Source organism: Collimonas sp. NPDC087041 (assembly GCF_044745265.1).
GTDB lineage: Bacteria > Pseudomonadota > Gammaproteobacteria > Burkholderiales > Burkholderiaceae_D > Collimonas.
Genome location: NZ_JBIUZX010000023.1, coordinates 1 through 12,408, shown reverse-complemented (window position 1 = coordinate 12,408; position 12,408 = coordinate 1). Strand labels below are relative to the sequence as shown.

Here is a 12,408-nt window from a genome sequence, read left to right as displayed (position 1 = left end):
TCCACTGGTTTGAGCACGACCAATAGTAACGTCACGTCGTTGTCGACTTCAGCTTCGACAGGTATCACATCGCTGTCCACTGGTTTGAGCACGACAAATAGCAACGTCACATCGTTGTCGACTTCGGCTTCGACAGGTATCACATCGCTGTCCACTGGTTTGAGCACGACCAATAGCAACGTAACATCGTTATCGACGGGAATTTCCTCACTGTCGACTGGAGTTGCTAACTCTGTTCAATATGACAATCCAAGTCACACCAGCATTACTTTGGGCGGGGTTGGTGCGACAACGCCAGTGACTCTCACGAATGTAGCTGCTGGCGTGAATCCAACTGACGCCGTGAATTACAGTCAATTGTCGTCTTTGTCTACGTCAACATTGACGGGCATTACTTCTCTTTCAACGGGTTTAAGCACGACGAATAGTAGCGTGTCTTCGTTGTCGACATCGACGTCGACGGGGATCAGTACTGCGCAAAGTGGTGTGAATTCGCTTTCAACGGGGTTGAGTACGACTAATAGTAGTGTGTCGTCGTTATCAACATCGACGTCGACAGGCTTGAGCACAGCCGTAAGCGGTATTGGTTCATTGTCTACAGGCTTGAATTCTACCAACAGTAGCGTGTCGTCGTTGTCGACGTCAACGTCAACCGGCTTGAGCGCAGCGACTAGCGGCATCAGTTCGCTGTCAACGGGGTTGGGGCAGTTAACATTGATTTCAACAAATCTAAATAATATCAACTCATTGTCGACTTCCTTGAAGCCGCTCGCAGATGCATTAAGTGCTGCTACGGCTAACGGTTCGACGATTGGTGTCACTGAGATCGGTGGCGCCAATAGCGACGGTACGGTACAGACGCGTGGCGCTAGCGGCACGGCGATTAGCAGTGTAACGCCGGCAACATGCAGCACGGTCAAGGGTATCGACGCGACAGGGACGGGCTTGTGTGCGCAGGCGACTAAAGATGGCGCAACGGCAATTGGTTCGAATGCACAGGCAACAGATGCCAATACTACTGCAGTGGGGTTCCGCGCTTTAGCGTCACAAGCTGGATCAGTGGCGATCGGCAATAATGCCCAGGCAACTGGCGATCCTACGGTCGCGATTGGGCAAAATTCACTGGCCTCGGGTAATAATTCTGTCGCGACTGGTGCTGGAGCACAAGCTACCGGAACTAATTCGGTGGCTCTGGGGGCAGGTTCTATAGCGGATCAAGCCAATACAGTATCTGTTGGGTCCCCTGGAAGCGAGCGTCGTATAACCAACGTGGCGGCGGGTATCAATCCAACTGACGCCGTGAATGTGTCCCAATTGAATTCCGTGCAAAATCAAGTTGGTGACCTTCAGCGCATTGCATATAGCGGAGTTGCAATGGCTGGGGCTTTGGCCGGTCTTCCGCAAGTTGATTATGGTAAGACATTTGCATTAGGTGCGGGAATCGGTACTTATGCTGGTTATACAGCTCTTGCTATTGGGGCTAGTGCCCGTGTCAATCAGAGCACGGTCATAAAATTCGGTGTAAGTACCACCTCGGCTAGTCGCACACTGATTAATGCAGGCGTGGGATATTCTTGGTAAGCGTATGAGTAAATTTGAGCAGTTGCAGATTGGGGGCTAGGTGACGCTAGGATGAATTTGAAAGTAATTGTAGCTAGAAAATTATTTTTCTTAATTTGAAGAGACCAATTTCTTTAGCTTATATAGACGGGCTTCGGTCCGAAGCCCGTCTTTTATTCGCGTGTAACGGTTCTTCTCGTTCAAGAGATACAGAGATTTAACGTGCTTTGTTGAGTTCCTCTTTTCGTGATACGAGTTAAATTTTGGTTGGTAAATTGCAAGAAATGGGGAGCTGTTTGAAAAAGTGGAAAAAGGGATTGTTATGATTAATTCTAAATGTGAATTAGATATCAAACTTAGAGACGATCAGTGGAAAAAGCTAGAGCCGCTACTACTGGGGAAAGCTGGGCTGCCTGGAGGTCGTGGTCGTGATAATAGATTGTTTATTGAAGCTGTACTTTGGTATGTTTCTGATACGCATATGTGGGTGGATCTTCCACCAAAATTTGGGAAATGGCACACTATCTACATGCGTGTAAAGCGTTGGTACGAAAGTGGTCATTGGCAGCAAATAGCTGAAGATCTAAGTGCTGATTACGATATGTATTTGTTAGTAAAAAAAATTATAGCCTACTGTGACGGTCAGAAAAAAAATATAAAACAAAAATTTGATAGAAAAGTTAGGCGACAAATTTACAAGTCGTCTCTAGTTCCGAGTATTGGCACAACGAGGAGCGGTACTGCGGCGGAAGATTCTGCATCGCATTGGATTACGCTAGTAGAAGTTGGCACGAGATAGCTAATAGAAGCGTCATCATTCACGATAAACTATTGGCTCGCGCAGTTTTCTTTTTTCTCGCAGGGAGAGCGATTATGACATGCTCTATTAAGTTAAATGTTACAGCTGCAAGTGAAAACGAATTGATCGAATTTGATGAAAGCTTTTCGATTTGCGTACATGCTTTTTTGGACTCAGAAATTGGTCATGGTGCAGATGCTGGGGACATATCCGTGGCTTTTCATCTTAACAGTCCGAAATTGGACGAGGTCATGACTTTTTATATAGATGGAGAGCGCAATGTTGATGCTTTGAGGGCATATTGCGAGATGGCGCTCAATCATTATAAGGCTAAAATTTTAGAGTAGGTGGAACGAGTGAATCAGATCGGCTGTAGCATCTTTGCAACAGTGTATATGTAGGTCTAGAGGACGTAGCATACTGATCAGATGTCTGAATCGCCAATTGAACGGGGAGACAACATATCAAATTGTGCAGTATGGAGCTAGACATTACCATGTAGGCTATCTCTAACAGATAACTGCTTGAGTCACCGCGACCGAAGAGAACGCGTCCGCCTACCGACGGTGTCAGCAACCACGGCAAAAGATAAAAAGATAGGAACAGCCGCGGCGATCATGGTTGACGCCAAGAAGGCGTCACTCTGAGTCAGTACGAGTTCGCCCACCCACCAGGCTAAGTTGGTCGCGATCGGCACGCAGGCGGCGCCGATCAGTAGCACGTGCCATTGCCATACCGCGAAAGCTTGTCCTTTGCTTCGCGCATTTGTGTAGCCGATCCAGCAAAGAAGGGAGTAGCCGACGAGAGGTACCAGGTGCATGATGATGAGCAATGTATACGGGAAGTTTGCGGACAAGGTTCGGCAGTGAAGGACAGACACCAATATCCCCGCAGCCGCCAACAGCGCTATCCCCAGCGAACCGGTCACCAATCTATCAGGCACTGCCGAGCGTTGCGCGGGCAGACGCGCACGAGACAGCATGAAGGCAATCGCAGCACCGCCCGGTGCGACAATTGTAAGCGAAATTGAACCGGCCCCCAGATTGCCAAGCAGATCGGCTTTGTGCCAGAGTGGGCCGATACCGATCCAGAACACGCGCAGGAGCGGCGCGGTCAGCATCAGTGCGATGTTGACCCCGATCCATGCCTGGTGCATAACGACGTAGCGACGCCGGATTGCCCAGAGCGCCAGCCATCCTGATGCCAGCGTGCTAAGGGCTAGTGCCCAAAGCTGCATATCGAACGCCAGGCCGCCCCATACCGGCACTGGATGCGTGCGAACCAGGAAGCTCAACGAGCCCAACATGGCAAGCGTCATCAAGACAATATAAATACGGCCCATCCAGCGATGAGCAGGAGCATAACGCTGTCTCAGACGGGAGGAGAACTGGAACATGGCAAGCGTTAGCGCGATCCCCCCCAGTGTCGTATGCATGAGTAGGATCAGGCGGTTATGCATGTAGTCTGCGGCACGAACTGCGTCTACCGACCTAGCGCCCGTCGCATAATCATGTCCTACGACGGCAGTCGTCAACATGGCCTGAAGTTGAACGGTGCCTGGATAGAAATACCGCCACATATAGTTGATCGCGAGCGGCGCATAACCGACCGCAATTGCCACGATGAGCCAGTACAGAAGGCGCGACAGTGGCCAGTTTGTTTTGGTCTTGTTGTCCAGCGTATTGGACGTCAGATCACTCATCTCATATTCCAGTATTCATTTGTAGCAGGCGCAGCTGCGAGCTAGGCGGCATCACCGTCGAATATCCGCGCCGTCTTGTCGTCGAGTTTTTACATTATGAATTCGACGTATCAGTGAGCGGTATAGTGACAACTCCTGAAGACAGGTCGGCATCTAAGAGAGTTATTCCAAATGTTGCCTACTGTTGCCCCGGCTGTCAACGGTCATCTACGGAATAAAAAATGCGAAGTCTCGTACTATCTCAGGTTTGGGTACTTCTTTGGATCTGCTTGGGCTCTTACTAGGTTCCCGAGGCCGGACTTGAACCTGCATCGATCTGCTTCAATGTGCGCCGTTGCTTGCGTGATTTGGCCGCTTCGGTCTTTAGCAAGGCCGATAACTGAAACGCATATTTGTCGATTGCAATGAGCGAACGCCGCTCCGCGTAAGACGGCTCTGTAATTTCCATAGACAGATGGTGCCGGACGGTGTTTCTGCAGATGCCAAGACATTTGGTTATCTCTTTTAAGGTAACCTAGTTGCGAATGTACCAGCCTCGAATAATGCTTAGTAAGGCGATGAAGACCCGAAGGAATTGGGTTTTGAGGGACCTTATGACAGCGTCGCAGCATTCGCGAGGGTATGGCGGGCGGGTCAAACTGACCGTGTCAATTCACGAACAGCAGTAATTTTCGCCAGAGGTGTGCATAGCCATAAAGGTAGTAGTTCGATCATGTGATCCCTTTAAATCCAGTGAACATCGTTCCTGCTGCACCTGACATTTTTGACAGTTGCCTTTTGGGATTATTGATCTATAGTGATTTCACACATTAGGTCGAGCTCGAACTCAAAGCACTCCTATCCGAATACCACGATGAGTTGCCGTGGGGTTTTATACGTTTTATTTCAATAAGTACCAAAATGCAAAAGGTGTTTCATTGCGGCCGGTACTGTTACATGTTTAGCGGAGTGACGGTTTCAACTTTCGCGCGTCCGAAGACGACGGAGGTGGCCTGTCCAACTATTTCTATGTAATCCGAGCATGTTAAGAATCTGCTATCTCATATGATTTTTTACACCGACAGAATATTAATTTGGTGCGAATGAATTTTCGCGCCGCTGTTCTAGATACTTTCAAAGAGTCAGATTTCCAGCGGCTTTCATGCCTACTATCAATATGGGAAATCTCGAACTAAATCACCTGAAAACGAAATTGTTGTTTGTCTCGGATGTGGCAAACCAATTGGACGCATCATTCGGTCAAGGACAGATCAAGAAAACAATCCCTCATCGTGAGCCATTTCTGATGGTTGACAAAGTGGAATTGGTCAATCTTGAGTTCAGGTTAATTCGAGCAACAAGGCGGATAGACCCAGAAGACCCAGTATTTGGTGGGCATTTCCCGAGTAACCCTCTTTATCCCGGTGTCTTGCAGCAAGAGTGCATGTTTCAGACCGCGCTTATTTTGATGTATTTCCTGTTAAATGAAACGGTGATCCCGCCAGCGGAAGAGCTGGTCACCAATGCAGTTGGCACGCGCATATACGAGGTGTTTCATTTGTCCGCAGTACGTCCCGGCGACTTGATGACAATTCGCTGTCACATTGTCGAATACGACCCGCTCATTGCGACCGCCATTGCTCAAATTGCGGTCAACGAGCAGATCGTCACCGTTGGAAAAGGGGAGTTTTTTGTCTTCTGATCGCGTCGTCGTAACAGGTATTGCCGTCAACACCCCTATTGGCGACACATTGGATAAAGTCGGCAATAATTTGTTGTCTGGAAAATCGGCCATCGGGTACTGGCGCAATGTCGACACCAGTAAAATCTATTCAAAGATCGGGGGGCAACTTCCCGATTATGATACCGATAGCAAACTACATACATTTGAAGGGCATATTCCCGACGCCACACTTGCCCGTGCTAAGCGGGTATTCAAACAGACGACCAAAGGCGTCCAGCTTTCGGTGTTGATGGCAGTCGACGCCTGGTTGGACGCTGGTTTATTCGAACATGCCGTCGACCCTTTCACTTACGGAGTAGTTTGCGGTGGCCATAACCTCTCCGATAAATATCTGCTGGACCAGCAAGAAGTTTTCGCTGATGAGCCGGAGTTCATTGGTGCTTTTTGCGGCCTGAATTCGCTTGATACAGACCACTCGTCTTCCGTGGCTCAAGTGTTGAACGCAAAGGGATTGGCCTATCTCGTCGGCGGCACTTGCGCCACAGGTAACGTCGCCATGCAGGCGGCCATCAATGCAATCAAGGTGGACAAGAAACAGGTGGTGGCTGTGGTTTGTCCCATGGCGTCTTTCCACCCGATGATGCTGCACTCGTTGACGATTTTGGAAGCGATCTGTTACAGCGGCTATCAAGATCAGCCGACCAAAGCCAGCCGACCCTACGACACTGATCGCAGCGGCTTCCTGCCATCCGAGGGTGGCGCCGTATTGATCCTTTAACAGGCAGAACATGCAAAAAATCGCGATGCCAGGATCTATGCCGAACTTCTCGGCGCCAGCGTCAATTCGGACGCTAACCATCTGGGCGATCCGTCTCATGAAGGGCAAGTCCGGGTAATTCAGGATGTCCTAAAAAAATGCAATGTCTCTGGCGAACAAATCGATTATGTGAGCGCCCATGCAACCTCCACCAAACTGGGGGATGTTGTGGAACTGGAATCGATTAAAAAGGTGTTCGGCGCGCATGCTGAAAAACTGATTATCAATGCGCCGAAGTCCTTACTCGGACATACCATGTGGGCAGCTGGCGCAGTAGAGGCTGCCGTCGCAATCTGGCAGATGAGGCGCGGCGAATTCCATCAATCCCATAATATCGAAACCCTCGATCCCGCCGTCGATCTCAATGTTTGTGCTCACGGGAATGTAAAAAAAGAAATCGATATTTTTCTCAATAATTCTTTCGGCATGGGCGGCATCAACAGCGCCAGCCTGTTCAGAAGATATCGTGACTGACATGCGCCTTTTCATCAGCGGCGGAGCCAGCGGCATCGGGCACAGCGTGGTCATGACCGCATTGAGCAAAGGTTGGCATGTCGGCTTCAGTTATCACCGCAACAAAGACGCTGCGCACCGTCTTCTTGATACTGCTGCAACCGAATTCCCTCGGCAGTTGTGCCGCGCCTACCAACTGGATGTTGCCGACAGCCACGCAGTGGAATCGGTAGGAGATTGTGTTCTTGCTGACTTCGCCAATGTCGACGCGGTCATTTGCAATACAGGCATGGATGTGCCAGGCAACCTGGTGTCGATGGTTGATGAAGACTGGGCCCTGGTGCTCAATACCAACTTGAGCGGCGCCTTCTATCTGATCCGTTATTTCCTGCCCTCATTCATAGCCAACAAATATGGGCGCATTGTCACTCTATCCTCGCTGGCCAAGGATGGGTCATCAGGACAAGCGGCTTATGCGGCATCAAAAGCGGGACTGGTGGGACTGACCAGAACCACAGCGAAGGAATATGGCCGTTTCGGCATCACTGCCAACGTCGTGGTGCCAGGTTTGATTGATACCGCAATGATCGGTAGCGACGCCAAGGGCATCGCACAGTTTTTTACACAACACACCCCGCTTGGCAGACTTGGGGCGGGCTCTGAAGTAGCTGAAGCCATTTTGTTCCTGGCTAGCAAAGAAAGCAGTTATGTGAACGGCGCTGCCTTCAATGTGACCGGGGGTATTGACTGGGTTTATTAACATCTGGGCCGCTTGATGAATAATATCGGCATTGAGAAAATCAGTATTTACCCGAGTAGCTTGGCGCTCGACCTATCTGAATTGGCGCAAGCGCGCGGTGGAGATATCAGATACATTCAAGAATCGTTGCTGGTCATGCGACGTAGCCTGGTGCCGCTGTGGGAAGATGCCGTCACACTTGCCGTCAATAGCGCCAGAGAGATGCTCAACGGTGCTGATCGTGCGGATATCGGCATGTTCATCGCTGCCACTGAATCGGGCCTGGACCAGGAAAAGGCCATCAGCACCTGGGCACACCGCTATCTCGAGCTGCCTTCCACCTGCCGTGTCTTTGAATTAAAGTCGGCCTGCCATGCGGGTGCGGCGGGTCTGAAGATGGCAGAATCCTGGATATCGTCCGGCCTTAATCGCGGGAAGAAGGCATTGCTGATCAACGTAGATATCAGCAATAACATGACCCGTCAGGGAAAAATGGAATATAGCCTTGGCGCCGGCGCCATTGCATTGTTGATTTCAGAGCAGCCGGATTTTGCCGTCATAGAAACCGGAAAATCTGGCATCCACACACATGAAGTCACCGACGTCATCCGCCCGCTGCCATGGAAAGAAATTGCCTTCGATGTGGAAGCCAGTCTTTTTTCCTATATGGATGGGCTCGAAAATTCCTTCGACGAGTATTGCCAACAGGTGCCGGGAGCCGGCGATGCTGCCTATTTCGATCACAATATTTATCACGTGCCGTTCCCCGGCATCAGCAAACAGGCTCATAAGGTCTTGCTGGAACTGCAAGGGGAATTCGGCAAAGAACCGTCGATTGCCTCATTCGAACAGAAAGTCATGCCTTCGCTGTTTTACCCAAGGCAAATCGGCGCCACCTATTGCGGAAGCATTTTTCTTTCGCTATTCTCGCTCATCGTGAAGTCACCAAAGATCAAACAGGGGGATCGAATCGGCATCTACTCGTACGGTTCCGGATCCTGCGCGGAGTACTTCAGCATGCTTGTCGGGGCACGGGCATTAGAAATCGCAGGGAAGCAAGGAACTATGCTGGATGCGCTACTGAGCCAGCGCAAAGTACTGGATGTGGCGGCTTACGAAAAACTCGAAGATGCACGAAGCGCACAGATGCAAGGGCAAGACTACAGCTTGGACAAGGACAGCCTGCAAGACTGGCGCGCACGCCATTACAGCGGAAGCGGGCGCCTCGTTCTTGAACGCATCGACAAGCATTTGCGGAGTTATCGCCATGCATGAATGCGTCACAGTACCTATGAAATTCAATCCTGCCACGCTGGCAGATTTCGAAAGCAGGTTTGCATCAGCGCAGAATAATGCAGAGAACAAAGTCATCGTGCTCGCGGGCGGCGCGACTTGCTTCAGCATGGGTATGGACCTCGTTTACATCTCGACCACTTATGACGCTAGCTTCGTATCGCAATTCGGCAATATCCTGGCGATGGTCAGGAACTGCTGCAAACCGGTGTTGGCCAAGGTCGAAGGAAATGTGATCGCCGGAGGGATGGCCCTGCTGGCAGTCGCGGACCTCGTCCTCTCTAGTGAAACAGCCTCCTTTAGTTTACCGGAAGCCTCATTCGGCATCACGCCGGCTGTTGTCATGTCCTGCTTGCTTGAACGTATCCGACCGCATCATCTCAAATACCTGGTGTGGAATTCAAGCGCCATTGCGGCCAAACAGGCCTTGGAGTGGGGCATCGTGGATCACATAAGCTTGCCGGAAGAGCTGGATCGGGATACGCAAGTACTGATCAAGAAACTGTCTCGTCTCCCGCCGTCCGTTATAGAAGAGACAAAAATGCTGCTGGCTGAGAACAATTCTTTCGAGAGCGCGCTGAACATGGGCTGTCAGCTTCTTGAGAATAAACTGGATGATCCTCTGGCCATCAAGAAAATACGCCGCTACCTTGAAGACGTCAAGCTGTTCAACGATGAATATGCCGATGACTGACATGAAAAAAATCTGCCTGGAAAAAAATGGCGAAGGGATAGTTTTTCTGCGCATTAATGATCCAGCCAAAAAAAATGCAATTGACGATGACTTCTGCTTGCAGTTGCATGAAATTGTCGACACTGTAAAAACAGACAAAACCATCAAGGTTCTTATTCTAGCCGGCTTGCCGGACATATTTTGCAGCGGAGGCACCGCAGAATTTTTACGTGGTCTGATAGTGCACTACAAAACCAATATTGAGCATGAATATGCCAATCATCTTAAGCATTTCTTGAATATACCGGTTCCGGTTATTGCGGCGATGGAAGGCAGCGCGACAGGCGGTGGACTGATACTAGGTTTATATGCAGATATTCTGGTAGCGGCGGAAGAAAGCCGCTATGGCATGTCGTTCATGAACATGGGCTTTACTCCGGGCATGGGCTCGACCGCCATGAGCAAAGAAGCATTTGGCTACCACACTGGTTTTGAGATGATGGTCACCGGGAACTATCTCAAAGGCAGCGAGCTGAAAGGAAAATGCTGTTTCAATTATATTTTACCGCGCGCCACGGTCATGGGCAAAGCGCTTGAACTAGCCACTGCGATTGCGGAGAAACCGCGCCACAGCCTAGAATTATTAAAAAAATACATGTCTATTGAAAGACGAAAAATGCTGGAAGAAACCAGCACTATCGAGGCATTCATGCATCATGTTTCATTCAATCAGAATAATATTGAGCAGCAAGTAGAAGACAATTACACGGGTTAGCCATGTTGAATAATTTTGCTGAAATGACCGTGTTGGTCACCGGCGGCACAAAAGGCATAGGCCGCGCCACCGTTGAAAGCTTTGTTAAAGCTGGCGCAAAAGTCTATGGCACTTATTTTTGGGGGGATAATTTAGACGAGCTTGAAAAACATTTTTCCCGCTACTCTAACCGGCCTGTTTTTTTTCAGGCGGATATCAGTGATGAGGATGCAACGGTCCGTTTGATCAATGCCATTGCGCAAGACAACAAAAAAATCGATGCCCTGATTGTCAATGCCGCATTTGCTCCCCAGTTTAACGACGCCTATAAATTTCGAGAGCTGCTGGATAGCATCAAACACAATGCCTGGCCGCTTGCTGAGTACCTTGCTTGCATCAAGCAGCGTATGGGGCAATATCCCTGCTATGTAGTCGCAACCACTTCTGAAGGCCATCGCAGCTGCCATATAAAAGGCTATGACTACGTTGCGGCATCGAAGGCCGTCTTGGAAACATTCGCCAAATATATAGGCTCGCGAGAAAATATCATCGTTAACTGTATTTCACCTGGCGTGGTGGATACAGAAGCTTTCGAACTAGTTTTTGGCAAGAAGGCACAAACGTTTCTTAGAAAATTCGACCCGGATTTCATGGTCCAGCCAGAGGCGGTTGGCAACGTCAGTGTTGCGCTCTGCAGCGGCTTGATGGATTCCGTGCGCGGCCAAGTAATCACGGTCGACAACGGCAGAATGTTCACCGACAATTTTGCACAATGGATCGAAATAATCTACGAACATTTCATTGAAAAATAGTAGGAAATTTGATCGTCGCTGCAGCGGCTGATGCCTGATAACCAGATAAAAATATTAATGATGCCTAACTTCAATAGAAGTCAGTTTTTCGGCCGCTGGAAGCTTGAATCCTGCATAGGTAAAAGCGGCGACAAGAATATGTATCCCATAGGCGAAAATCCGTTCGGCATGCTGACCTACACCGAGCAATACGTAATGGTATTCATCTCGTCCGATGACAGACGCAAATTCAGCACGAATGATGTCCGCGCGGTTCCTGCCGAACAGATCGTGGCAGATTTTCCGAAGTTCGAAACCTATTGCGGCCGCTATGAAGTTGATCACCATAGGAAAATCGTCAGCCATCTTATCGAGAACAGCAAGATTCCTAATCAGATTGGCACGGAATTCCGCCGATATTTTAGTTTCACGGATGAGAAGCTGGTGCTGGAAACCACGGATAGCCTGTTGCTCAATGGCGAACCATGGTTGTTTGAACTTGCTTGGAACAGGCAGGAATAGAGTGAAATAAACCTGGAATTATTGGCCAACAAAGCGGAGAAAACATCGTGGACAGAGAATACATCACCAGCATTGTTAAAAAACACATCGTCAACGCGATCGCTGGCATCGATGAGTCGAACATGGATTTGCAAATGTCGATGACAGACTACGGCGCAAGCAGTTTAGACATTATTTCTGTCGTGTCAGGTGCCATGCGGGAGTTGAAAATAAAAATCCCACGCACCGAACTCAAGAATATCAAGAACATCAACGGCCTGATTGATATGTTCGTGACGAGTAGCGCGGTAGAGTAAGGGGGGCAGTCGTGGCATCGGATCGCGCAATTTTATTTCCCGGGCAGGGTGCGCAACGCCCAGGCATGGGGGCATCCGTTTTTGATGTCTATCCGGAGTTGCTGGCGAACGCTGAAGACATTGTAGGATTCAGCATCCGCGATTTTTTCCTGGACTGTCCTCCCGAGCAGTTCAGCGATACCCGCTATGTCCAGCCAGCTTTATATACCGTCAACGCCTTGCACTATCGGCAGTATATTGAAGGGGGCGGGGTGTAGTGGTCTAATGAAGCCGGACACCATTTTAGGCGAGAATACTCGCCAAGGAGAGGTGTTTGATGAGCAAGAAAAGACGTACGTTTTCGCCC

General features: G+C 49.6%; 15 protein-coding genes. 14 read left to right on the top strand and 1 reads right to left on the bottom strand.

The genetic code is table 11. The features are described from left to right. The 3 genes from ACIPF8_RS24360 to ACIPF8_RS24350 all read left to right on the top strand — a co-directional run. Positions 1-1,581: YadA family autotransporter adhesin (locus ACIPF8_RS24360; RefSeq protein ID WP_400426320.1), on the top strand; the 1,581-nt coding region annotated here is incomplete at its 5' end. A gap of 301 nt (positions 1,582-1,882) precedes the next feature. Then, entirely contained in the window at positions 1,883-2,359 is a 477-nt protein-coding gene (locus tag ACIPF8_RS24355; protein WP_400426318.1) for a transposase, read from the top strand. Between the two features lie 74 nt (positions 2,360-2,433). Further along, positions 2,434-2,706: a hypothetical protein gene (locus ACIPF8_RS24350; protein ID WP_400426316.1), complete on the top strand. Its 273-nt coding sequence runs from the start codon at positions 2,434-2,436 to the stop codon at positions 2,704-2,706. A 182-nt stretch (positions 2,707-2,888) separates the two neighbouring features. On the opposite strand, the gene ACIPF8_RS24345 is transcribed toward ACIPF8_RS24350, so the two are convergent. Beyond that, positions 2,889-4,061: a DUF2306 domain-containing protein gene (locus ACIPF8_RS24345; RefSeq protein WP_400426314.1), complete on the bottom strand. Its 1,173-nt coding sequence runs from the start codon at positions 4,059-4,061 to the stop codon at positions 2,889-2,891. A gap of 1,141 nt (positions 4,062-5,202) precedes the next feature. Here ACIPF8_RS24345 and ACIPF8_RS24340 point away from each other — a divergent pair. From ACIPF8_RS24340 to ACIPF8_RS24290, 11 genes are read left to right on the top strand one after another with little or no spacing between them, the layout of a single operon-like run. After that, positions 5,203-5,742, top strand: coding sequence for a 3-hydroxyacyl-ACP dehydratase FabZ family protein (locus tag ACIPF8_RS24340; RefSeq protein ID WP_400426313.1), 540 nt, complete (start codon positions 5,203-5,205; stop codon positions 5,740-5,742). Continuing rightward, positions 5,732-6,502, top strand: coding sequence for a beta-ketoacyl synthase N-terminal-like domain-containing protein (locus tag ACIPF8_RS24335; protein WP_400426311.1), 771 nt, complete (start codon positions 5,732-5,734; stop codon positions 6,500-6,502). Before ACIPF8_RS24340 ends, ACIPF8_RS24335 begins: the two co-directional genes overlap by 11 nt. 33 nt (positions 6,503-6,535) lie before the next feature. Beyond that, the gene (locus tag ACIPF8_RS24330) at positions 6,536-7,015 is read left to right on the top strand and encodes a hypothetical protein (protein ID WP_400426324.1); all 480 of its coding nucleotides are present in this window, start codon (positions 6,536-6,538) and stop codon (positions 7,013-7,015) included. Between the two features lies 1 nt (position 7,016). Then, positions 7,017-7,754 (top strand): SDR family NAD(P)-dependent oxidoreductase, encoded by a 738-nt coding sequence (locus tag ACIPF8_RS24325; RefSeq protein WP_400426322.1) that lies wholly within the window; start codon positions 7,017-7,019, stop codon positions 7,752-7,754. A gap of 15 nt (positions 7,755-7,769) precedes the next feature. After that, entirely contained in the window at positions 7,770-9,008 is a 1,239-nt protein-coding gene (locus ACIPF8_RS24320) for a hydroxymethylglutaryl-CoA synthase family protein (protein ID WP_400426310.1), read from the top strand. Positions 9,009-9,024: 16 nt separating this feature from the next. After that, positions 9,025-9,720, top strand: a complete 696-nt coding sequence (locus tag ACIPF8_RS24315; protein WP_400426309.1) for an enoyl-CoA hydratase/isomerase family protein — start codon at positions 9,025-9,027, stop codon at positions 9,718-9,720. Beyond that, complete coding sequence (locus ACIPF8_RS24310) at positions 9,713-10,474, top strand: polyketide synthase (protein ID WP_400426307.1); 762 nt, start codon at positions 9,713-9,715, stop codon at positions 10,472-10,474. The genes ACIPF8_RS24315 and ACIPF8_RS24310 overlap by 8 nt, the downstream gene beginning before the upstream one ends. A gap of 2 nt (positions 10,475-10,476) precedes the next feature. After that, complete coding sequence (locus tag ACIPF8_RS24305; RefSeq protein ID WP_400426305.1) at positions 10,477-11,265, top strand: SDR family oxidoreductase; 789 nt, start codon at positions 10,477-10,479, stop codon at positions 11,263-11,265. A 30-nt stretch (positions 11,266-11,295) separates the two neighbouring features. Continuing rightward, positions 11,296-11,766 (top strand): lipocalin-like domain-containing protein, encoded by a 471-nt coding sequence (locus ACIPF8_RS24300; RefSeq protein ID WP_400426303.1) that lies wholly within the window; start codon positions 11,296-11,298, stop codon positions 11,764-11,766. Positions 11,767-11,813: 47 nt separating this feature from the next. Beyond that, complete coding sequence (locus tag ACIPF8_RS24295; RefSeq protein ID WP_400426301.1) at positions 11,814-12,062, top strand: phosphopantetheine-binding protein; 249 nt, start codon at positions 11,814-11,816, stop codon at positions 12,060-12,062. Positions 12,063-12,073: 11 nt separating this feature from the next. Beyond that, entirely contained in the window at positions 12,074-12,319 is a 246-nt protein-coding gene (locus ACIPF8_RS24290; RefSeq protein WP_400426300.1) for a hypothetical protein, read from the top strand. Positions 12,320-12,408: the final 89 nt, after the last annotated feature.

Bases quoted from the DNA above. Each gene is read 5' to 3' on its own strand.
- ACIPF8_RS24355 (WP_400426318.1), top strand. From the start codon at position 1,883: ATGATTAATTCTAAATGTGAATTAGATATCAAACTTAGAGACGATCAG.
- ACIPF8_RS24350 (WP_400426316.1), top strand. From the start codon at position 2,434: ATGACATGCTCTATTAAGTTAAATGTTACAGCTGCAAGTGAAAACGAA.
- ACIPF8_RS24345 (WP_400426314.1), bottom strand. From the start codon at position 4,061: ATGAGTGATCTGACGTCCAATACGCTGGACAACAAGACCAAAACAAAC.
- ACIPF8_RS24340 (WP_400426313.1), top strand. From the start codon at position 5,203: ATGCCTACTATCAATATGGGAAATCTCGAACTAAATCACCTGAAAACG.
- ACIPF8_RS24325 (WP_400426322.1), top strand. From the start codon at position 7,017: ATGCGCCTTTTCATCAGCGGCGGAGCCAGCGGCATCGGGCACAGCGTG.
- ACIPF8_RS24320 (WP_400426310.1), top strand. From the start codon at position 7,770: ATGAATAATATCGGCATTGAGAAAATCAGTATTTACCCGAGTAGCTTG.
- ACIPF8_RS24315 (WP_400426309.1), top strand. From the start codon at position 9,025: ATGAAATTCAATCCTGCCACGCTGGCAGATTTCGAAAGCAGGTTTGCA.
- ACIPF8_RS24310 (WP_400426307.1), top strand. From the start codon at position 9,713: ATGACTGACATGAAAAAAATCTGCCTGGAAAAAAATGGCGAAGGGATA.
- ACIPF8_RS24305 (WP_400426305.1), top strand. From the start codon at position 10,477: ATGTTGAATAATTTTGCTGAAATGACCGTGTTGGTCACCGGCGGCACA.
- ACIPF8_RS24300 (WP_400426303.1), top strand. From the start codon at position 11,296: ATGCCTGATAACCAGATAAAAATATTAATGATGCCTAACTTCAATAGA.